Source organism: Pseudomonas sp. PS01301, from assembly GCF_029960215.1.
Classification (GTDB): Bacteria; Pseudomonadota; Gammaproteobacteria; order Pseudomonadales; family Pseudomonadaceae; genus Aquipseudomonas; species Aquipseudomonas coleopterorum.
Genome location: NZ_JASCPM010000021.1, coordinates 26,076 through 47,448, shown reverse-complemented (window position 1 = coordinate 47,448; position 21,373 = coordinate 26,076). Strand labels below are relative to the sequence as shown.

General features: G+C 61.9%; 20 protein-coding genes. 6 read left to right on the top strand and 14 right to left on the bottom strand.

Annotation, left to right across the window (positions count from 1 at the left end; all coding sequences use genetic code 11):
- Positions 1 to 9 precede the first annotated feature (9 nt).
- The 4 genes from QMX89_RS12950 to QMX89_RS12935 all read right to left on the bottom strand — a co-directional run bounded on the left by QMX89_RS12950 (position 10) and on the right by QMX89_RS12935 (position 4,813).
- On the bottom strand, positions 10 to 2,028 hold the full coding sequence (locus QMX89_RS12950) for an acyltransferase family protein (RefSeq protein ID WP_282348528.1): 2,019 nt from the start codon (positions 2,026 to 2,028) through the stop codon (positions 10 to 12).
- A 169-nt stretch (positions 2,029 to 2,197) separates the two neighbouring features.
- A complete protein-coding gene (locus QMX89_RS12945; RefSeq protein WP_282348526.1) occupies positions 2,198 to 3,196 on the bottom strand; it encodes a sulfate ABC transporter substrate-binding protein in 999 nt (332 codons plus the stop codon).
- A 98-nt stretch (positions 3,197 to 3,294) separates the two neighbouring features.
- Positions 3,295 to 4,110, bottom strand: a complete 816-nt coding sequence (locus QMX89_RS12940; protein ID WP_049858758.1) for an ion transporter — start codon at positions 4,108 to 4,110, stop codon at positions 3,295 to 3,297.
- Positions 4,111 to 4,207: 97 nt separating this feature from the next.
- On the bottom strand, positions 4,208 to 4,813 hold the full coding sequence (locus QMX89_RS12935) for a TetR/AcrR family transcriptional regulator (RefSeq protein WP_049858757.1): 606 nt from the start codon (positions 4,811 to 4,813) through the stop codon (positions 4,208 to 4,210).
- A gap of 160 nt (positions 4,814 to 4,973) precedes the next feature.
- Here QMX89_RS12935 and QMX89_RS12930 point away from each other — a divergent pair, with 160 nt between their 5' ends.
- Positions 4,974 to 5,870 (top strand): DUF808 domain-containing protein, encoded by an 897-nt coding sequence (locus QMX89_RS12930; RefSeq protein ID WP_192068014.1) that lies wholly within the window; start codon positions 4,974 to 4,976, stop codon positions 5,868 to 5,870.
- 212 nt (positions 5,871 to 6,082) lie between these two features.
- Here QMX89_RS12930 and QMX89_RS12925 read toward each other — a convergent pair whose 3' ends face one another.
- The 3 genes from QMX89_RS12925 to QMX89_RS12915 are packed head-to-tail and all read right to left on the bottom strand — an operon-like array spanning position 6,083 to position 7,961.
- Positions 6,083 to 6,925 (bottom strand): DUF3618 domain-containing protein, encoded by an 843-nt coding sequence (locus QMX89_RS12925; protein WP_282348522.1) that lies wholly within the window; start codon positions 6,923 to 6,925, stop codon positions 6,083 to 6,085.
- Positions 6,922 to 7,317: a phage holin family protein gene (locus tag QMX89_RS12920; RefSeq protein ID WP_282348544.1), complete on the bottom strand. Its 396-nt coding sequence runs from the start codon at positions 7,315 to 7,317 to the stop codon at positions 6,922 to 6,924. Before QMX89_RS12920 ends, QMX89_RS12925 begins: the two co-directional genes overlap by 4 nt.
- Positions 7,318 to 7,352: 35 nt before the next feature.
- Positions 7,353 to 7,961, bottom strand: coding sequence for a hypothetical protein (locus QMX89_RS12915; RefSeq protein ID WP_282348521.1), 609 nt, complete (start codon positions 7,959 to 7,961; stop codon positions 7,353 to 7,355).
- Between the two features lie 393 nt (positions 7,962 to 8,354).
- Here QMX89_RS12915 and QMX89_RS12910 point away from each other — a divergent pair, with 393 nt between their 5' ends.
- Positions 8,355 to 9,221: a manganese catalase family protein gene (locus QMX89_RS12910; RefSeq protein ID WP_049858752.1), complete on the top strand. Its 867-nt coding sequence runs from the start codon at positions 8,355 to 8,357 to the stop codon at positions 9,219 to 9,221.
- A 162-nt stretch (positions 9,222 to 9,383) separates the two neighbouring features.
- Here QMX89_RS12910 and QMX89_RS12905 read toward each other — a convergent pair whose 3' ends face one another.
- The 4 genes from QMX89_RS12905 to QMX89_RS12890 form a co-directional block, all read right to left on the bottom strand.
- Complete coding sequence (locus QMX89_RS12905) at positions 9,384 to 10,445, bottom strand: SDR family oxidoreductase (RefSeq protein WP_282348520.1); 1,062 nt, start codon at positions 10,443 to 10,445, stop codon at positions 9,384 to 9,386.
- 108 nt (positions 10,446 to 10,553) lie between these two features.
- On the bottom strand, positions 10,554 to 11,102 hold the full coding sequence (locus tag QMX89_RS12900) for an adenine phosphoribosyltransferase (RefSeq protein ID WP_134723146.1): 549 nt from the start codon (positions 11,100 to 11,102) through the stop codon (positions 10,554 to 10,556).
- Positions 11,103 to 11,318: 216 nt separating this feature from the next.
- Positions 11,319 to 12,056, bottom strand: a complete 738-nt coding sequence (fnr, locus tag QMX89_RS12895) for a fumarate/nitrate reduction transcriptional regulator Fnr (protein ID WP_282348519.1) — start codon at positions 12,054 to 12,056, stop codon at positions 11,319 to 11,321.
- Between the two features lie 146 nt (positions 12,057 to 12,202).
- A complete protein-coding gene (locus QMX89_RS12890) occupies positions 12,203 to 12,496 on the bottom strand; it encodes a hypothetical protein (RefSeq protein WP_282348518.1) in 294 nt (97 codons plus the stop codon).
- A 106-nt stretch (positions 12,497 to 12,602) separates the two neighbouring features.
- Between QMX89_RS12890 and QMX89_RS12885 the strand changes: the two genes are divergently transcribed.
- The gene (locus QMX89_RS12885; protein ID WP_282348517.1) at positions 12,603 to 13,355 is read left to right on the top strand and encodes an SDR family oxidoreductase; all 753 of its coding nucleotides are present in this window, start codon (positions 12,603 to 12,605) and stop codon (positions 13,353 to 13,355) included.
- A gap of 109 nt (positions 13,356 to 13,464) precedes the next feature.
- Positions 13,465 to 14,145 (top strand): GNAT family N-acetyltransferase, encoded by a 681-nt coding sequence (locus tag QMX89_RS12880; RefSeq protein ID WP_282348516.1) that lies wholly within the window; start codon positions 13,465 to 13,467, stop codon positions 14,143 to 14,145.
- A gap of 108 nt (positions 14,146 to 14,253) precedes the next feature.
- Here the strand turns inward: QMX89_RS12880 and QMX89_RS12875 are convergent, their stop codons facing one another.
- A complete protein-coding gene (locus QMX89_RS12875) occupies positions 14,254 to 14,619 on the bottom strand; it encodes a response regulator (RefSeq protein ID WP_049858745.1) in 366 nt (121 codons plus the stop codon).
- A 305-nt stretch (positions 14,620 to 14,924) separates the two neighbouring features.
- Between QMX89_RS12875 and QMX89_RS12870 the strand changes: the two genes are divergently transcribed.
- Complete coding sequence (locus QMX89_RS12870; protein WP_282348515.1) at positions 14,925 to 16,412, top strand: YdgA family protein; 1,488 nt, start codon at positions 14,925 to 14,927, stop codon at positions 16,410 to 16,412.
- A 20-nt stretch (positions 16,413 to 16,432) separates the two neighbouring features.
- Here the strand turns inward: QMX89_RS12870 and QMX89_RS12865 are convergent, their stop codons facing one another.
- Positions 16,433 to 16,966: a cytochrome b gene (locus QMX89_RS12865; protein ID WP_282348514.1), complete on the bottom strand. Its 534-nt coding sequence runs from the start codon at positions 16,964 to 16,966 to the stop codon at positions 16,433 to 16,435.
- A gap of 254 nt (positions 16,967 to 17,220) precedes the next feature.
- Here QMX89_RS12865 and QMX89_RS12860 point away from each other — a divergent pair, with 254 nt between their 5' ends.
- A complete protein-coding gene (locus QMX89_RS12860; RefSeq protein WP_049858742.1) occupies positions 17,221 to 19,113 on the top strand; it encodes a methyl-accepting chemotaxis protein in 1,893 nt (630 codons plus the stop codon).
- Between the two features lie 51 nt (positions 19,114 to 19,164).
- Here QMX89_RS12860 and QMX89_RS12855 read toward each other — a convergent pair whose 3' ends face one another.
- Positions 19,165 to 21,276 (bottom strand): TonB-dependent siderophore receptor, encoded by a 2,112-nt coding sequence (locus QMX89_RS12855; protein ID WP_282348513.1) that lies wholly within the window; start codon positions 21,274 to 21,276, stop codon positions 19,165 to 19,167.
- Between the last annotated feature and the right edge of the window lie 97 nt (positions 21,277 to 21,373).

Genomic DNA, 21,373 nt, shown 5'->3' with positions numbered 1-21,373 from the left:
AGGCGCGAGTCAGTTCTGCATGATCTGACCCACCAGGCTCGCCACCCGCTCGACCCCGCGGGCACTCAAGTGGTCGTGGTCCTTGTACCACGACCCACTGTCACCGATCAGGCACGTTTGTGGGCTGCACAGCGCTTCATCGAGGTTGACCAGGCGAATGCGTTCGCGCGCGCTGTCGGCGGCGAACAATGCGCGTGTGTAGTGCTGGAAATGCAGGTGTTTCGCGTAGGGCACGGACAGCCGGTCGAGCAGCCGTTGCGTGTGTTCGGCATCGTCCCCCTTGTCGCGCGCCAGACGATAGTAGAGCTGCTTCGGACTGGTCTGCTGTTGCGGCGCCTGAGTCACCACGTAGACCTGTGCGCCCAACGCTCGGTAGGCATCGATGGTCCGTTCCAGGGCTTTTTCGAATACCGCGCGCGAGGCCTCGCGGGTGCGCGCCTGGCTGGCTTGATCCACCAGGAAATAGCCGCTCATGCGGTTCTGGTCGTAATCGCCATCGGTGTACAGCGTCCAGCGTGAAACCAGCACCACCGTCTTGATGCCATGGGCCTTCACATAGTCGTACTCGCGCTGGGCCAATGCCGGGCACGCCCCTGGCGCATAGTTGCCCACCGCCACGTCGACGCCCAGCAACGGCGGGCAGCCACCCATGCCAATGTGAGCGATGCGCCGGTCGTACCGCTTGCCTGCGGCATCGAACGCCGGCAACAGGGCTTCGGCATGGCTGTCGCCGAACACCGCCACATCCGCAGCCTGCCGCTGGCGATCGGCACCGAACAGGCAGAAGTCCATGCCCCAGCCCTTGCCGTCATAGTTCGTGTCGCAGGCATCGCGGATATGTGGGTCTTCGAAGGCGGTCATGATGCCGGGATCGACGTCGAAACGCTGGCTGAAGCCATTGTTCACGAAGCCGGTGATGCCTAACGCCACGAACAGTAACGAAGCGCTGGCACTGTAACGCCACAGGCGCGCAGCAGGCACGTGGCGTCGGTCGCGAAAGGCGCGTTCGACGAAGCGCCAGCTCAGCCATGCCAGTACCAGCGACAGCCCGCTCAAGCCCAACATGGTCGTTGGAGTGGGCGCCACCAGGCTGTTGTTGCGGGCAAAAGCGAACAGCGGTTGATGCCATAGATAGGCGCTGTAGCTGATCAGTCCGATGCCTACCAACGGGCGGCTCGCCAATACCCTTCCGACAGGGTTACCCGGATGGGCGAAGAGGATCACCAATCCTGCCCCAACGGTGGGCAGTAAAGCATTGAAACCGGGAAACGCCGTGGCGTGATCAAAGGCAAGCACGCCATAACCGATCATGGCCACGCCTAGCAGACTGCCAGCCTGCGCGTGCCAGGACGAAGCGGTCGAGCGTGGTCGCCTGGCGAGGTAGAAGGCGATGAAAGAGCCCACCAGCAGCTCCCACGCGCGTGCGTGCAGCAGGTAGAACGCGGCCACGGATTCCTGGCGGGCGCCATGCTCGGCCAAAGCCAGACTGGCCAAGGCGAGCACGGCCAGTATCGCCACCACGGTGCGCCGACCCAGGCGCCACCCAGCCATCAGCAGCAATGGGAAGAGTAGGTAGTACTGCTCCTCAACCGCCAATGTCCAGGTATGCAGCAGAGGTTTCATCTCGGCGGCAGCGTCGAAATAGCCGCTTTCGCGCCAGAACAGCAGGTTCGACGAGAACAGCGGCACCGCCGCCAGGCTCTTGCTGAACGCCTTGAGGTCCGGCGGGTCCAGCCACATCCACGCCATGGGCAGACAGACAAGCAACATCACGAACAGCGCCGGCAGAATCCGTCGGGCCCGACGCTCGTAGAAGCGCAGCAGGGAGAAGTCGCCTTTGGTCATTTCCGCCAGGATGATCGAGGTGATCAGATATCCGGAGATCACGAAGAACACGTCGACCCCCACGAATCCGCCGGAAAACAGGCTGAAGCCGGCATGGAACAGGATCACCGGCAGCACGGCTAGCGAGCGCAGGCCGTCGATTTCCGGGCGGTATTTCAGTGCGGCATCCGATGATGTGGTCATGATGATCGAACTCGCGCCAACGCTGGAGCGCGCGCGATGAAAAACCATCGGGCAGGCTACCGCCGAACGTTGGACGTAGGAAAGAGAAGGGGGGAGAAGCGAAAGGCAGGGCGTTACAGGCGAGGTTTTACCCCAAGCCTGCAACGCTGTCCAGCGGTTGAGCGATCGTTTACTGGCCGGTGTAGATCTGGTCGAACACGCCACCGTCATTGAAGTGGGTCTTCTGCACGCTGCGCCAGTCGCCGAAGGTTTTCTCCACCGAGAGGAATTCGACTTTCGGGAAGCGATCAGTGTACTTGGCCAGCACTGCAGGATCACGTGGGCGCAGGTAGTTGTTGGCCGCGATTTCCTGGCCTTCCGGCGACCACAGGTACTTCAGGTATTCGTCGGCCGCGGCACGCGTGCCCTTTTTGTCGACGACCCTGTCGACCACACTGACGGGGGGCTCGGCCTCGGCTGAAACGCTGGGGTAGACGACCTCGAACTGATCGCGGCCGAACTCGCGGGCGATCATTTCGGCTTCGTTTTCGAAGGTGATCAGCACATCGCCGATCTGGTTGGTCATGAACGTGGTGGTCGCGCCGCGTCCACCGGTGTCCAGGACCGGTGCCTGCTTGAACAGCTTGCCGACGAAGTCGCGGGCCTTGTTTTCATCGCCACCATTCTTGAGCACATAGCCCCAGGCCGACAGGTAGGTGTAGCGGCCGTTGCCGGAGGTCTTGGGGTTGGGGACAATAACCTGCACGCCATCCTTGAGCAGGTCAGGCCAGTCCTTCAGCGCTTTTGGGTTGCCCTTGCGCACGATGAACACGGTCGCCGAGGTGAACGGTGCGCTGTTGTTCGGCAGGCGCGTGACCCAGTCGTCGGGCACCAGCTTGCCATTGTCAGCCAGGGCATTGATGTCGGTGGCCATGTTCATGGTGATGACGTCTGCCGGCAGGCCGTCGATCACCGAACGCGCCTGCTTGCTCGAACCACCGAAGGACATCTGCACGGTGATGGCTTCGTTGTGTTCGGCTTGCCAGTGCTTCTGGAACGCACTGTTGTAGTCCTTGTAGAAGTCGCGCATCACGTCATACGAGACGTTGAGCAGGCTGGGCGCGGCCTGGGCCAGGCCGGTCAGGCTCAAACCTGCCGCCAACAGCGAGGCACCGATCAATTTTTTCACTGCAGTTCCCTCTTCGAGCGTTCTTGGAAATAGGCGGCATTATGCCTGCGCCCCGTGGCCAGGCGTTATGGGGGCGATTAGATCAAAAAGGGCGGTGCTTATACCGCTTTCTTGAACAGCGCATTGCCACACTGGGAGCAGAACGAGGCTGTCTGTTCGTGGCTGCTTTTGTGGCACACCCCGCACTCGTGCTGCAGGCCTTCGCTGCGCATGGCGTTGGCCAGTTCGGCGGTGAAGATGCCGGTGGGCACGGCGATGATCGAATAACCGGTGATCATGACCATCGCCGAGAGCACTTGACCGATCGGCGTGGTCGGCACGATATCGCCGTAACCTACCGTGGTCAGCGTGACGATGGCCCAGTAGATGCCCGTGGGGATGTTGGCGAAACCGTTCTGCGGGCCCTCGACCACGTACATCAAGGTGCCGAACACCGTGACCAGAGTGGTGACGCTCACCAGAAACACGATGATCTTCTGCTTGCTGCCACGCAGAGCCGCCAGCAGGTAGTTGGCCTGCTTCAGGTAAGGGCTGAGCTTGAGCACGCGGAAGATCCGCAGCATGCGCACCACGCGCACGATCATCAGGTACTGGGCGTCGCTGTAGTAGATGGCCAGGATGCCGGGAACGATCGCCAGCAGGTCGATCAGGCCGTAGAAGCTGAACGCATAGCGCAGGGGCTTGGGCGAGCAGTACAGGCGCAGCAGGTACTCCACGGCGAAGATGAACGTGAAGCCCCATTCGATCCAGGCAAACAGGTCGGCGTATTGGCTGTGCACCGTCTCGACGCTGTCGATGATCACTACCAGCAGGCTGGCGAGGATGATCAGCAACAAGGTCTTGTCGAAGCGGCGTCCGGCAGGGGTGTCGCTCTGGAAGACGACGACGTACAGGCGATCACGCAGAGTGGTCATGGCAAAGGGGTTCCCAAGAAGGCGCACAGCGTAGGAGCTTTGCCGCGTCGGTGCAAGGCTGTGCGCCGACCTCGTCAGCGGGTCTGGCGAGGTGGCGCTATTCCGGGGCGCAGCCCTTGAGCACCAGCCGCGTGATGGTGTCGATGGCTGCTTCGTAATCGCTGTCGTCCAGCTTGGCCTTGCCGGTGATCGAGGCGATCTGCCAGTCGAAGTCGGCGTAGGTCTGCGTCGCGGCCCAGATGCTGAACATCAGATGATGAGGGTCCACCGGAGCAATCTGCCCACGATCGATCCAGGTCTGCAGACACTGGATGTTGTGCAATGCCTGGGCGTTGAGCTGTTCGACCTGATCGGCGCTCAGGTGCGGCGCGCCGTGCATGATTTCGCTGGCGAATACTTTCGAGGCGAAGGGCAGGGCGCGGGAGATGTGGATCTTGGAGCGGATATAGGCGCGCAGCACCGCTTGCGGCTCGCCGGCCGTGTCGAACGGCGTGGAGGCCTGCAGGATTGGCGTGATGATGCTTTCCAGCACCTCGCGGTAGAGGTTTTCCTTGGACTTGAAGTAGTAGTAGACGTTGGGCTTGGGCACGCCGGCCTTGCTGGCGATGTCTTGGGTCTTGGCGGCGGCGAAACCCTTGTCGGCGAATTCTTCGCTCGCCGCACGCAGGATGAGGGCCTTGTTGCGCTCGCGAATACTGCTCATGGTGGGCAAAGATCCTTGTTTCTGCGCAGTGGCATCCGGCCGCGCCGGAGGGTCTGCGATGGTAGCACCGGCCTTGCCGAGCGCTCAACAACGGCCCGCCGGGGAACTAAGCCGGTGTCCCATGCGTCAGCCACCTAACTCACCCATAAGGATGCTCCCCGTGGCCGCAGGCAATTTGCTGACGCTTCTCGACGATATCGCGACCCTGCTCGACGACGTTTCCCTGGCCGCGAAGAAAACCGCTGGGGTGCTTGGCGACGACTTGGCGCTCAACGCCCAACAGGTCACCGGGGTCAAGGCGGATCGCGAACTGCCGGTGGTCTGGGCAGTGGCGAAGGGTTCCTTGCTGAACAAGGCGATCCTGGTGCCGGCGGCGCTGTTGATCAGCGCGTTCGCGCCGTGGCTGATCACGCCGCTGTTGATGATAGGCGGTGCCTATCTGTGTTTCGAAGGTTTCGAAAAGGTGGTGCACAAGTTCCTGCACAAGGACTCGGCTGCTGACCTTGAGCAGCGCAAAGCTGCCATGGCCGATGCCAAGGTCGATATGGTCGCGTTCGAGAAGGACAAGATCAAAGGCGCGGTGCGTACCGATTTCATCCTCTCGGCGGAAATCATCGTGCTGGCCTTGGGGGTGGTGTCAACGCGACCCTTTCTGGACCAGGTCGGCGTGCTGGTGATCACGGCGGTGCTGATTACCGTCGGTGTCTATGGGCTGGTGGCCGGCATCGTCAAGCTGGACGATGTGGGGCTGTACCTCAAGCAGAAAACCGGATCGGCCAGCCAGGCGTTGGGCAATGGTCTGCTGTGGCTGGCGCCGGTGTTGATGAAGGTGTTATCGATTCTGGGCACCATCGCCATGTTTCTGGTGGGTGGCGGCATCATTGCCCACGGCCTGCCGTTCGTGCATCACATCAGCGAGGCAGCGGTGGCGTTGGCCGGTGGCGGCGTGATGGGTACGGTGGCCAGCACCTTGGTGGACGCGTTGACCGGTATCCTTACCGGCGCCGTGGTCCTGGCTGTTGTCACCCTTGGCAAAAAGCTCTTCGGCAAATCCTAGCCCTGTAGCAGCGGCGCAAGCCGCGTCCGGCCACGACGCGGTCCGACAGTCACACCGCATATACCGCCGACGCGGCTCGCGCCGCTGCTACAGGCACTGCAGGCCGCGTCCGGCCACGACGGGGTCCTACAGTCAGACCGTATCCACCGCCGACGCGGCTCGCGCCGCTGCTACAGGCAGCGCGGCCGGGTTTGCCTGGTGTTGTGCCGGGTTCAGGGCTTCATGCCCAGCCCTGAGGACAGGTCCGTACCCTCGCTCGCCATGGCGGGCGTGACCGGGGACGGTGCGGCGGACGGTTCGGGTGCCTTGTCGGTCGCCTGCTTCACCGTGTCCTTGGCCACCGCATAGGCTTCCTGGCCCTTGGACTTGAGCGTATCGGCCAAATCATCTCGCGTCTGTCCCATCAACTCATCTTCCTTGCGCGTCGATGGCAATGCCGCGCCCAACGCCGCTCCCAGAGCAATCCCGATGGCCGCAAGCACCAACGGTTGCTCTTTGAGCAGTTGCTCGAACTGACCTTTCACCTCGCTGGCCTGCTCCTGCACGCGTTGACCGACGTCATGAGCCTTGTCGGTGAGTTGGCTTGCCGTAGCGTCCAGAGAATCAGTGGCCCGGTCGGACAGATCACCCGCCTTGGAGCGCAGGCTCTGTCCGTGGTCACGCGCCGTATCGGCCGCGCCATGCTGGCGATCACCAGCACCCGAGAACGCCTGACTGACCTGATCCGCCACCTGACTGACCATGCCGCCCAACCCCGATCCACTCGACGCCGAACCGGGCTGGAACGGCTTGTTCTGGTTCATCGCCAGCCAAGCCAGACCGACCCCGGTGAGCACCGTAGGCACCGGATTGTTCTTCAAGGTCGTGCCCAGGTTCTGGAAGAACTCACCGCCGTTGCCCTTGGTGTACGACAGGGCCTGGTCGAACAACTGGCCCGGCGTGAACCGGCTTTCCAGGGAATCGACCAGATTGCTGATGCTGGCACGCTTGGCGTCGATCTCGCGTTCCAGATCTTCCGGGCTTTTGTCCAGATCGCTATTCAATGAGCTGCTCATGAGACTTTCCTCTTCAATGCTTCCTTGTCCTGTTGCATGGCGTGCAGGGTCCGGTCCGGCGTGAAGTGCGACGGTTCGAATTGCTTCTTGCCCGACTGCAACATGATGAAACCGGCGATCACGGTGATACCGCCTACGATCAGCGCGGCGAGCCACAGCTGCATCACGGTACCCAGGCCATACACGGCCGCCATCAGCAGGATGATGAAACCGGCCAATAGCACGATCGCACCGCCTGCCACGGCGGCAATGCCCGCCTTGAGCGTGGTCAGGCTCTGCTGCATTTCGGCCTTGGCCAGTGCCAGCTCCTTGGTGAACAGCTCCGGCACCTCGCGCGTCAACTGGCGCAGCAGGCCGCCGATGGAGGCATCGTCCTGACGGACCGAGTCCATACGTTCCTGGGGTGTATCGAACGGATCGTTGTTCATCACAGAGCCTCCCGTGGCGGCGTAGGCGTCGAGTACAGGGTGGTCCCGCCCAGCGGCGGACTGACGGCGGCCTGGGTGGCCGGTTCCGGGACGCTGGCCGCGGCAGGATCGGCCGACAATGGCGACACGGAGGTCTGGTATTGCGGTAGGTCGGAAGGCGCAGGCGAGCTCGAACCTGGCGTGGACGGCGCGCTGGCGCTGGCGCGCAGGAACCGCGACAGCGCGAAGCCTATCGCCACGCTGCCGGCCAGGAACACGGCCGGATTGTCCCGTGCCAACTGCGCGCCCTTGTGCAGAAGTTCTTCGGCGCTCTTGTCGCGAACCTGGTCGGCGAAGGTGCCAAGCCCTGATGCCAGTTGACCTAGGTATTGCGACAAACCCAGGGTGTCCTTGCCCTCCAGCGCAGAAGCAGCCGATTGCGCGCTGTCCACCAAGGAATCGATTTGATCGGTGGCCAGGTCGCGCAGGTGTTCGTACTGTTCGGCGCCCTGCTGCTTGGCGTCGCTCAATGCAGCGCCAGCTTCGTCGGCCAGAACCTGCAGGTGCTCTCTGCCTGGGGACGTGTTGGCGTCAGCCTCGTCGCTGGCAGGTCGTTGCGTCGTATCCATTGCTTTTCTCCCATCATTGGAATGAGCACAGGGCACAAAGCACAGCTTGCCGAGCACAGGTTTACCGCGACACTCAAGCGGATGACGTTTGATACTTCTCGATAGTTCACGCCGGTGGATGAATGCCTGATTTAAAGAGTTCGTTAAATACGTTTGTGCCTGGCTGAATAACTATCATTGCGCAATTATTGAAACGATAAACCCATGCTAATGTGCCAGCAGTCATTCTTTTATAAATAACCTTTCGTCCGGCTGCCTAATATAAATGGCATTAACTCGACGAACTATCTTCCTACTTAGGACGGCGTTGTTTCAGTGGCTCTCGTTTGTCGAGAGTTTCCGTGTGCCGCTCCATGACTTGCTCGCATAATTAGATAGCCTGAGGATTTGACAATGTTCTTGCACAACAAGCGTTTGCAATACACCGTGCGCGTTGCCGCACCCAATCCCGGACTGGCTAACCTGTTGCTGGAACAATTCGGTGGCGCACAGGGCGAACTGGCTGCCGCGGCACGCTATTTCACCCAGGCCCTGGCCGAGGATGATCCGGGCCGCAAGGATCTGCTGATGTCCATCGCCACCGAAGAGTTGAGCCACCTGGAAATCGTCGGTTCGATCATCGTCATGCTCAACAAGGGCGCCAAAGGTCAATTGGCCGAAGGCGTGCAGGAAGAGGGCGAGTTGTACCGTGCCATCAATGGTGCCGGCAACGACTCCCATATCACCAGTCTGCTTTATGGTGCCGGTGCGCCCTTGGTCAACTCGGCCGGTGTGCCGTGGACGGCAGCGTATATCGATACCATTGGTGAACCCACTGCCGATATGCGCTCCAATATCGCCGCCGAGTCGCGGGCGAAGATTGTCTACGAGCGGTTGATGAATGTGACCGATGATCCAGGCGTGAAAGAAGCGCTGGGCTTTTTGATGACGCGTGAAATAGCGCATCAATTGTCGTTCGAGAAAGCCTTGCACTCCATTCAGCCCAACTTCCCCCAGGGCAAGTTGCCGGGCATGCCGGAATTCACCAACAAGTATTTCAATATGTCGGGTGAGCCGAATGTACGGGGGCCGTGGAATCAGGGTGAAGAGTGGGAGTTCGTCGAATCACCCGAGCCTGCGGTCGACGGCGGTGATGGCAGCGCGTCGGTAACCTTGTCTGCAGACGATGCGGATGTACTGGAAGCCATGAAACTGCGCACCGAGTCGGATCCGGATGCGGACCCAGTCACCGGGGCCGATCTGGGCTCGGGCAAGGCGTAAGGCACCGCGCTCTGATCGCTGTATGGATCAGAGGCAAAAAAAGCCCCCCGCAGCCAGGCTGCGGGGGGCTTTTTCATGCTGCACTATCTGCGCATGCCCTGCTGTCGCCGACGCGGCTCGCGCCGCTGCTACACGACGCGGCTCGCGCCGATGCTACAGGGTTCAAGGAATCAGGCGTTCGCTGCGCAGCTTCTCGAACACGTCGAAGAATGCCTGATCGCTGGCCTGAAACTCCGTGAAGCCCAGTCGACGGCTCTTGGACACATCAGTGACCACCTCGATCGGACGGCCCAGATCGGCATCGGTGTGCCAAGGTGAAACCAGCCGATCGATATCCGCTTCGCGCAGGCCATGTTTCTGGGCCAACTGTTGCCATACGTCGGCGTCGTCGGTCATTTGCTCTGCCAGAGGCGTGACCTGCTGCGGATAGGGCGCTGCCTCGACACCGAACCAGTCGGCGATCTGCTGCCACATCCAACTCCAGCGGAACACGTCACCGTTGGTCACGTTGAAAGCCTGATTGGCCGCCGCGGGAGTCGTACTGGCCCAGAGCAACTGCTTGGCCAGCAGACGGGCGTCGGTCATGTCGGTCAGGCTATCCCACTGCACGCGCGAGCCGGGGAACACGAACGGGCGGCCGGTGGCTTTGCAGATGGAGGCATACACCGCCAAGGTGGTTGCCATGTTCATGGCGTTGCCAACAGCCACACCGGTAATGGTGTGGGGGCGATGCACACTCCAGGTGAAACCATCGCGCTCGGCGGCGGCGAACACTTCATCTTCTTGGGCGTAATAGAAGTTCTCGACGTCCAGGCGACCCTGCTCCTCACGAAACGGGGTCTGCGGCAGGCTGCCCTTGCCGTAGTTTTCGAACGGGCCCAGGTAGTGCTTGAGACCGGTAACCAGGGCCACGTGCTTGACGCTTCCAGCCGCGCGTAAGGCGTCGAGCACATTGCGCACCATGGCGGCGTTGACGCGGATGTTCTCCGCTTCGGTGTCCTGGCGGGCCCAGGTGGTCAAAAAGACGTGGGTGGGCTTGAGCTCGGCCAGCGCCGTGGCCAGCGACGCCGGGTCCATAAGGTCAGCCTGGACCGGGGTGACACCCTCGGCCACGGCTGGCTTGCGCGCCAAGCCGGCGACCTGCCAACCCTGATCGAGCAGCAGCCGCGAAGTCGCGCTGCCAACGATGCCGCTGGTGCCTACCACCAATGCAGAATGAGTCATGTTGTCTCCCGTTTTGAGTGGATGCAGTGGCGTTGGACCGCAACATCCCGCAGGGGACTGCATCGAATTACGTGTGGTGGGACGTCGCAGCGTGGCTGCGCAGAGCGCCTAGCGCTCGTCGAGGGCGAAGCGGGTCAGGCAGAAGGTGCCGACCCCAGCATCCTGAAGACGCTGCGAGCCTTGCAGTTCGGGCAGGTCGATGATGGCCGCTGCCTCGAACACCTCCGCGCCCATCCGCCGAACCAGATTGGCCGCCGCGATCAGTGTGCCGCCGGTGGCGATCAGGTCATCGAACAGCACCAGCGAGTCTCCTTCGCACAGGCTGTCGGCGTGCACTTCCAGAAACGCTTCGCCGTATTCGGTCTGATAACCCTCGCACAGCACGTCCGCCGGCAGCTTGCCTTGCTTGCGGAACAGGATCAGCGGCTTGTTCAGCTCATGGGCGACGATGGAGCCGATCAGAAAACCGCGCGCATCCATCGCGCCGATGTGGCTGAACTGAGCGTCGATGTAGCGGTGCACGAAACTGTCGATCACCAGGCGCAGGGCCTTGGGTGATTGAAACAACGGGGTGATGTCGCGAAACACCACGCCGGGCTTGGGGAAATCCGGTACGGGGCGGATCAGGGACTTGAAGCTGTGTTCGTCGAAAACCATCGGTCTTAGCTCTGGAAGGGCAGGGATGGCGCAGTATAACCTTCACCGCTGGCCAGTACTGCCCCGCCGGCTGCGGTCATTTGACTAGGCTCTGTGTGAAAAGCCTTGATACTCGGTGATGCTGCGTTGAAAACAGCCTCGGAATGCTCATTTACAACCCGTAAACGCCGCTTCCTCGGCTGTTTTCGCCTTGCCTGACTTTCATCTCAAGACTTTTCACACAGACCCTAGGGTGCCACCGGCCACCGCGCACAGCTGCTGCGCATCGAGGATACGCACTTCCTTGCCTTGCGCTTCGAGCAGGCCGTTCTGCTGGAAACGGGTGAACACCCGCGACACGGTTTCCACCGCCAGGCCAAGAAAGTTGCCGATCTCGTTGCGCGACATGCTCAGGCGAAACTGCACGGACGAGTAGCCGCGGGCGGTATGCCGAGCCGACAGGTTGACCAGAAAGGTGGCGATGCGCTCGTCGGCGGTCTTCTTCGACAGCAGCAGCATCATCTGTTGGTCGTCGCGGATCTCGCGGCTCATCACCCGCATCAGTTGGCGACGCAACTGCGGCAGCTGCACCGATAGCTCGTCCAGACGCTCGAAGGGAATCTCGCACACCGAAGTGGTTTCCTGAGCCTGCGCGGTGACCGGGTACGTCTGGCTGTCCACCCCGGACAGTCCCAGCAGTTCGCTGGGCAAGTGAAAACCGGTGATCTGCTCTTCACCGTTGTCACTCAGGCTGAACGTCTTCAACGCACCTGAACGCACCGCGTACACGGCACCGAAGGCTTCGCCCTGGCGAAACAGGAACTCGCCTTTCTTCAGCGGGCGGCCGCGCTTGACGATATCGTCCAGCGCATCCATGTCGGCCAGTTCCAGCGACAGGGGCAGGCACAGGGGCGCCAGGCTGCAGTCCTTGCAATGGGTCTGATGAGTGGCGCGGTTTTTCGCCGGCTCGGACATTGGTCGATCCTTCTTGAAACATCTTGATAAGCACTCGTGACCGGACAAGGGTAACCCAGTCAACCGCCTCCAGGCCAACAACCGCCATCAGGCGCGGGGAACTACGCGCCAACCACAGGCTCAGCTACATCAGGAAAGCCACCGCGTCACAGCCAAAGGTAGATACCCATGAACACGCTTTTTCGTGCACTGAGATACAGCGGGGTGATCGGCATGCTTTTATCGGCCTCATGCGGCGTCGGTGCCGCGACCGGGCTCAGCGCCTCGAGTCCTGCTGTGGGCGGCGGGGGCGGGTCGACCGTGAATACGGCCCCGGCAGCCAGCACTGCGCAGCCCCAGGCCAATACCACACGCAACCCGTCCAGCAGCATGAATCGCGCCCCGGCCACCCGAAGTTCGAGTACGATCCAAGAGCCCGCGTCCTCCTCACCGTCGGACACGACCGACACCTTGCAACAGCAACGCCAGCAGAGCGGTGCGCAGATGATCGAAGAACGCAAGGGGCGAGCGGCGGACAGTAACTGACCCGAAACCAGAGGAACAAGCATGTCGAAGAGAATAGCGTTGGTGACAGGCGCCGGCAGCGGCATTGGCCGGGCGACCGCCCTGGGGCTGGCGGCCGATGGTTTCTGTGTGGTGCTGGCGGGCAGACGCCTGGACGCCGTGCAGGCGGTGGCGCAGCAGATAGCGGAGCAGGGTGGTGAAGCCCTGGCAGTGGCGGCCGATGTCCGCGACAGCGTCAGCGTCGACGCCTTGTTCGCACAGGTTGAGCAGATCTACGGACGTCTCGATGTGATTTTCAACAATGCGGGCATTGGCGCCCCTGCGGTGCCGATCGACGAGCTGGACGTGACCAAATGGACCGACGTTCTGCAGACCAACGTCACCGGCGTATTTCTGTGCTGCCGCGCTGCGTTCGGATTGATGCGTCGCCAACAACCGCAAGGCGGACGGATCATCAACAACGGTTCGATTTCGGCGCACACGCCGCGCAGTTTCAGCATGCCCTATACGGCCAGCAAGCACGCCGTGCTCGGCATCACCAAAAGCCTGGCGCTCGATGGCCGCGAGTTCAACATCGCCTGCAGCCAGATCGATATCGGCAATGCCCTGACCGAACTGTCGGCACGTATGACCAAGGGTGTACGCCAGGCCAATGGCGACATCGCCGTCGAACCTATGGTGGACATGGAGCATGTGGTTGATGCAGTTCGTTACATCGCCAAGCTGCCGTTGTCGGCGAACGTGTTGAACATGACCGTGATGGCCACCAATATGCCGTTCGTTGGACGAGGCTGAAACGCCTCCCTGCGACTTGCGCGGTCTCGCTACGCTGTCGATCGGCGTGGATCAGGGTTTATCATGGCGCTCTTTCCCTTGCGAGCACCCTGCCGGAGCCCTGCCACCGATGTCACTGATTCACCATTCCAGTTCCGCGCCGTCCGAGGACATCAAGAGTCAGCTGCTGCAGATGGTCGTCGACTATCTCACCGACATCAGCAGTCTGGGCATCACCCCGAGCAATCCGCTCTATCAGCTCTACCAGTATGGTGTCGGCTACGAAGTGCATCGGTATCTGGAAGCGATGTCGGGCGGTCGTGAGGTGCGACCGGAACTGGTCCTGGCATTCGACGAGGCGCAGCCGGAAACGCTGGACGGGTTCGCCTTGTTCCTGCGCGCCGAGCACGACCGTTCGGTGTGCACTGTGGCCTATATGGCAGTACGCGCATCGAAACGTCGCAGGGGCGTGGCGCGGGCTTTGCTCGATGTGATCAAGCAGCGTCATGCCCATGTGGAACTGGCCTGCGTGGTGAACAAGGTGTCATGGTTCGAAAACATGGGGTTTCAGGTGATCGGCGCGCAAGGCCCGCAGGTCAAACTCAGCTGTGACGGTGAAGCGACCGATCAGCCCATTGCGGTACTGGATGTGGCGCCCATCTATGCATCATTGGAAGTACGGCAGATTCACGCTTATCTGCTCAATCAGCACGGCCGCAAGGCCATGCTCGACGCCGAAAAAAAGCGTGACCGGCAACTCGACCACATGACCCGCCAAGCCGCCACATTCGCCCGGGACTCAAAAACCTGAAAGGTTGCGCCATCCCCCTGTAGCAGCGGCGCAAGCCGCGTCATCAACCCCCGCGGTGCCACTGATCGGTCACCGTTTCGAATCCAAGACGCTCGCGCACCGCTCACATCAATGAATATGCAGCGACTTGTTGACCTTGTTCAGCAACCGCTCGCTCGTCCAGGGCTTGGGCAAGAACTCGACGTTCGGCCCCAACACCAGGTCGCGACCGGAGAAACCGGAAGTGAGCAGGATCGGCAGGGCAGGCCAGCGCTCGGCGGCCAACATGCTCAGATCGTAGCCGTCCATTTTTCCGGGCATGCGAATGTCGCTGACCACCATGTTGACCTCGCCTGGATGGGTTTCCAGAAAGTCGCAACCTTGGTCAGCCGTCTGAAATGCCGTGACCTTGAAGCCTGCATCTTCAAGTACCGTCGTCAGCAGATCACGGATAAGATCTTCGTCTTCGAGGACCAGAATGGAGGCGGTGGGCATGGGGCGTACCTTCAAAGATGCATAAGCGGCTACACAGTCGACTGATACAACTTGAAAGGGTTCTGTGCCAAGAAAAAAAGACTGACGAAAGGGCATAAACTGTTGCGTACAAGTAACGGATATGCAAAGAGATTCTGCCCAGATTGCCACTGTCGAATAAAATCCCCAGCGGTATCCTTTTACTTGGCAGCGCTCACGTCTCTGGCTGGCTGATCACCAAGCGCAGGTGCTAACCTCATGCCGAGCGCGCCACCGTCTTGCGCCAGGGCCCCGTTGGCCCGGCATCCTTTCGAACGAGTCCGATCATGAACAAAGCAACAGGCATCCTCGCTGGCATCGTCGTCGTGGCCGCAGCCGCCACCGTGGGTGGGGCCTGGTACACAGGCACTCAGCTGGAGCCGGTCCTGAGCACTGCCATCAGGCAAGCCAACCGGGAAATGGCGGCGTCCTTCAACGTCGACGGCCAACCCGGCATGCAGATCGAACTGCTGTCGCTGGACCGACGTTTCTTCACCAGCACGGCGCACTACCGCATCACGCTCAACAACCTGCAGGGTGACAGCGGACCTGAACGCCGCGAGCTGTTGCTGGTCGATCACATCGAGCACGGGCCACTGCCATGGTCGCACCTCAAGGCCTTCAGGCTCATGCCGGTGATGGCGGCGAGCAACTTCGAGCTCGAGCGTAACGCCGATACCCAGGCCTGGTTCGCCATGAGCCAGAACCAGCCGCCGTTGCGCGGTCAGGTCAGCCTTGGCTACGACGGCGCCAGCGATACCCGCCTGCAACTGTTGCCGCTCGACGCCCGTGAAGGCAATGACACCGTCCGGTTTTCCGGCTTGAATGCACGCCTGACGCTGAACGCCGACGCCAGCCGCTACAGCCTGACCGGTCAGAGCGATGAACTGCTCGCCGATATCGAAGGCCAGGCCGGACGCCTCCAGGCGCAGTTCAAAGGCCTGAGTTTCGACACCGGTGGCACCCTGGGCGCCTCCGGCCTGTACCTGGGGCACTCCGATCTCAAGCTGGCCCAGGCCAGCCTGCAAGGCGCCGATGTTGCGCCCGTAAGGGTGGAAAATCTTTCTGCTTCCGGCCTTATGCAGGAAGTCGAAGGCAACCTGGATGTCCAGGCCAGCTACAGCGTCGGCGCCTTGAACTATGCCAGCCGCCCGGTCGGCGCGCTGCAGATGAGCGTCAAGCTGGCCAACCTCGACATCGCCGCCAGCCGCGAATTCGGCAATTTGTATCAAACCATCATCGCACCACAATGGCAGACACCGTTGCCTGATGGCTCGCTACCGCCGCTGCGCCTGACTCCGGCGGAGCAACGTCAGCTGGAGGCTGTCGTTGGCACGTTGCTGAACGCCAAACCCCAGCTGCAACTGGAACGATTGAGCCTGGCCACTGAACACGGTGAAAGTCATTTGAGCATGACCGCACAGCTGGCCAACCCAGGGTCGGCCCAACCGGGCTTGGCCGCCTATTGGCCTGCGCTGATCAGCAGCCTGCAAGCTGATCTGCAGCTGTCCAAGCCGATGCTCGCAGACGTGGGCAGTCTGCAGGCAAGCCTGCAAGGGCAGACCGACCCGGCGCGTGTGGCCCAGGCCGGACGTGATCTGACTGCAACCATTGCTGGCTTGGGGCAGATGCTGGGCTTGGTCAAGGATGAAGGCGAACACCTGCGCGCTACCCTGCGCTACAGCGATGCCGTGGTGGATTTCAACGGTCAGAAGATGCCGCTGCAGCAATTCGCCCAGATGCTCGGCCAGGTCGGCGTCGTGGGGCAACGCTGAGGGCAGAGGTGTCGCAAGCGTCAGTCGCGCTGCGGCGGCAGCATGCGTTCGAGCATGCCGTCGCGCCGCACCGCCACGTGCCATACCGTGGCGGCCACGTGCATGACGATCAGGCCGTACACCGCAAACTGGCCCCACACATGGACGGTGTTGGCCAGTTTGCCCAGGTCCTCGTTCTTGGCGAATCCAGGCAGCGATACCAGGCCGAAGAACGGCACGTCCTGGCCATTACCCGCCATCAGGTAGCCAGTCACCGGCATGGCCAGCAGTACGGCGTACAACAGGCCATGGTTCAAGTGGGCGAGCATCCGGGTGCACGCGCCAATGTCCGAACGATAGGCCGGAGTTGGGTGCCGCCAGCGCCAGGTCAGCCGGATCAGCACCAGCAGGCCGACGCTGATGCCCATGGATTCATGGGCCAGGTACCAAAGCACTCGCACCGGGCCGGGTGGGAAGTTCTCCGCGACCCAGACACAGGGCAGTACCAGGCACAGCGCGGCGACCGTCAGCCAGTGCAATGCCTGGGCGAAGCCGTTGTAGCGTTCGATCACCATCCTCTCACTTCCTCAAGCGCCGCACCTGGCGGACGTATCTCGATGTCGGCGTGCCGGCCGGCTGCACCCACTGGGTCATAGTATGTCCGTTACTGCCGTGGCGCGAACGGCGTACCGGTCAGGCGGGTATTGTCCGATGACCCTATAACCGCCAGTCGGAAAAGATGAATCGATTCACGTTTCTGTTTCATTTCATTCAATAGCGGCAAGTCGGTGCCGATAGCCCCTGCAACTACATAGCGGACCTATCGGCCATGCAAAAAACTCTGAAATTCAGCCACAAGATTCTCCTGGCCGCCTCGCTCATCGTGACTGCAGCCTTCGCGCTGTTCACCTTGTACAACGATTACCTGCAGCGCAACGCTATTCGCGACGACCTGGAAAGTTACCTGCATGAAATGGGCAGCGCTACGTCCACCAACATTCAGCACTGGCTCTCGGGTCGTATTCTGCTGGCCGAAACCCTGGCCGAGAGCGTTGCCCTGAACCCTAGTGCCGAGGCCGTGGGCGCTTTGCTCAAGCAGAAAACCCTGCTGGCCAACTTTGACTTCGCCTACCTGGGCGATGTCTCCGGCAACTATTTCCTCGAACCACCGGACACCATGCCTGAAGGCTACGATGCACGCACGCGGCCCTGGTACACCGATGCCATGAGTGCGCGTCGGACCGTTCTCACCGAGCCCTACATCGATGCCGCCAACGGCAAGACCATCCTCACCATCGCCACCCCCGCCATGAGCAGCAATGGCCAGCCGGTAGGCGTGGTGGGTGGCGACCTGAGCCTGGACACGTTGGTCAAGACCATCAACTCACTGGATTTCGACGGCGGTGGCTACGCCTTTCTGGTCAGCGGTGATGGCAAGATCCTGGTTCATCCCGACAGCCAGTTGGTCATGAAATCACTCAAGGACGTATACCCGCAGCACACCCCGCGCATCGGCGATGACGTGACCGAGGTCGAACGCGATGGCCGCGTCTCCATCGTCACCTTCGCCAAGGTCGAGGGCCTGCCTTCGGTGGACTGGTACATCGGTCTGAGCATGGACAAGGCCAAGGCCTACGCCATGCTCAGCCAATTCCGCAGCTCGGCGGTGATCGCCACGATCGTCGCCGTGGTCCTGATCATCGCCTTGCTGGGCATGCTGATTCGCCTGCTGATGCAGCCGCTTCATACCATGGGTCGGGCCATGCACGACATCGCCGAGGGCGAGGGTGATCTGACCCGTCGCCTGAGCATCCACAGCGCCGATGAATTCGGCACCCTGGCCCTGTCCTTCAACCGTTTCGTGGAGCGTATCCACGACTCGATCCGCGAAGTGTCCTCGGCCACCGGCCAGGTCAACGAAGTGGCCCAGCGGGTGGTCAGCGCCTCGAACTCTTCGATGCTCAACTCCGATCAGCAGGCCAATCGCACCAGCAGCGTGGCGGCGGCCATCAACGAACTGGGCGCCGCCGCGCAGGAAATCGCCCAGAACGCCGCCCTGGCTTCGCAGCACTCCAGTGCCGCGCGCAATCTGGCCGCCGATGGCCAGGCCGTGGTCGGCCAGACCATCAGCGCCATGAACCTGCTGTCGCAGAAAATCAGCGGCTCGTGCGGCAACATCGAAAGCCTCAATGCCAGCACGGTGAACATTGGTCAGATCCTGGAAGTGATCACCAGCATTTCCCAGCAGACCAACCTGCTCGCGCTCAATGCCGCCATCGAAGCGGCGCGAGCTGGCGAAGCAGGGCGCGGCTTCGCCGTGGTCGCCGACGAAGTGCGCAATCTGGCGCACCGTACCCAGGAATCGGCCCAGCAGGTGCAGGGCATGATCGAGCAGTTGCAGGTGGGTGCGCGCCAGGCCGTCATCCTGATGAACGAAAGCCAGGGCCAGAGCGAATCCAGTGTCACCATCGCCAACCAGGCCGGCGAACGTCTGGTCAGCGTGACCCAGCGCATCGGCGAGATCGACGGCATGAACCAGTCGGTGGCCGCGGCCACCGAAGAGCAGACCTCGGTGGTGGAATCGATCAACGTCGATATCACCGAGATCAACACCCTCAATCAGGAGGGTGTCGAGAACCTGCAATCCACTCTGCGCGCGTGCGCCGACCTCGAGCAGCAGGCGTTGCGCCTCAAGCAGCTGGTCGGCAGTTTCCGCATCTGACCACCCGGCCAGCGCCGGCACGACGGCTTCCAGGGAAGGAGCCGCGTCAGGCTACAGATCCATCGCCACGCTGAAGGTCAGATTGCGCGGTTCGCCCGGCATCGCCCAGTAGTTGCTGTAGGAACGCTCGAAGTACTTCTCGTCGAACAGGTTGTTCAGGTTGACGCCCAGGGTGACCTTGTCGCTGGCCTTGTAGTGCGCCAGCAGATCGACCGTGTGGTAGGCGGGCAGCTCGAAATTGCCCCCCGACTCCCCGGACCGGTCGCCCACGTAGGTGAACGCTGCACCGATATCGGAACCGCGCAGCCGGCCATCCTGAAACTCATAGACGCCCAGCAGGCTGGCGCTGTTGCGTGCCACACCGAGCAGGCGGCTGCCCTTGGGCACGCTGGCGTCGCCCTCGGTCACCTCGGCATCGATCCAGGCGTAGGCGCCGATCACACGCAGCGCGTCGCTCAGCTGGCCGCTGAACTGCAGGTCGACGCCCTGGCTGCGGGCTTTGCCGATGGCCCGGTTGAGGTTGCTCGTCGGGTCCAGCGCCAGCACGTTTTCCTTGTCGATGTGAAAGGCTGCCAAGGTGGCGCTCAGGCGTTCGTCGAACAGTTCGGCCTTGAAACCGGCTTCGTAGCCGATGCCTTCTTCCGGGTCGAATGACTTGCCACTGGCATCCAGGCCGTTGTTGGGCTTGAACGAGGTGGACGCGTTGGCGAACACACCCCATTGCGGCGTGAGCTGGTAGAGCAGGCCGGCGCGCTGGGTGACGGCATCCTGGCGCTGAGTACTGCGGTTGCCAGTGGTGTAGTCGGCGATGCGCTGGTCGAAATGCTCGTAGCGAGCCCCCAGCATGCCGCGCAGCCTTTCGCTGAAGACCAGTTGATCCTGCAGGTTCAGCGCGTGGCTGCGCACATGCTCGCGGAAGTCGGTGCCCGAACGCGCGCCGGTGGGTTTGGCCTGGCCATACACCGGATTGAAGATGTCGATGGGATAGGCACCGGCTGTGTTGGTCACCCGTTCGTTCTTGCGGTAATCCTCGTACTCGGTGCCGATCAACAGTTCATGCTGCACGCTGGCGGTGTCGAGAAAGCCGCGCAGCTCTACCTGGCTGATGCTGTCGTGCCAATCCATGTCGCGCTCGCGATAGCGGCGGTTGACGGTGCGTCCGTCGGCGTTGAGCGCGCGGGCCTCGCTGGCATCGCCGCTCAGCTCGCCCTGTTTGTAGTGGCTGGCCACGCGCAGTTGCCAGTCGTCGCTGAGGCGGTGTTCCAGCGCGGCCTGGATACGGTTGTTGTCGTTGTCGATGAAACCGTCGTTGGGCTCGCCGAGAAAGGTCCGCCGCGAGCCGCCCCCCCAGCCATTGCCCGGGGCCACCACGCCGCGGTCGAACACCGACTGGTGCCGCACCAGCTCGGTCTCCACCAGCAATGAAGTGTCCGGATCCAGTTGCCAGCTCAGCGACGGCGCCACGTACAACCGCTTGCTCTGCACATGGTCACGAAAGCTGTGGTTGTCTTCCACCGCCAGGTTGACGCGGCTGAGCACCTGACCTTCGTCATCGAGCGGGGTGTTCAGGTCCAGGCTGGTGCGGTAGCGATCCCAGGACCCGGCACTGCCGTACAGGCGGGCGAAGGATTCGGCCTGCGGTTTCTTGCTGACGATGTTGACCGTCCCACCGGGGTCGCCCCGCCCGTACAAGCTGGCGGCCGGCCCCTTGAGCACCTCGATGCGCTCGATGCTGGACACGTCCGGTGTAGCGGGGTAGCCACGGTTGGCGCTGAAACCGTCGCGGTAGAACTCCGAGGTGGTGAAGCCGCGCACGCTGTATTCGTAGAGGGTCAGCCCGCCGAAGTTGTTCTGCTGGGACACCCCACCTGCGTATTGCAGGGCCCGCTCCACGTTAGTGCTGCCCAGGTCCTCCAGGACCTGTACCGGAACCACGCTCACGGCCTGGGGGATGTCCTTGATCGCAGCGTCGGTCTTGGTCGCGCTGCCCGAACGCGTGGCGCGGTAGCCTGTGACCGGGCCATTGGCCGTCTCCATTTCGCCGCCAGCGGTGACGCTGATGGCTTCCAGTTCAAGGGTCTCGGGCGAGGTTTCGGCATAGGCGGGCAACCCCAGCACGCTGAAGGCGAAGCTGGCCAGGGGGGCGAAGCGAGGTGAGCGCATGTGCAGCAGTCCATTGATGATTATAGTTATATTATAACGTCATGAATTGCGCCGCTGCCTAGCTCTTTTCCACATCCTCTGGAAGCGGTGTTGCTCC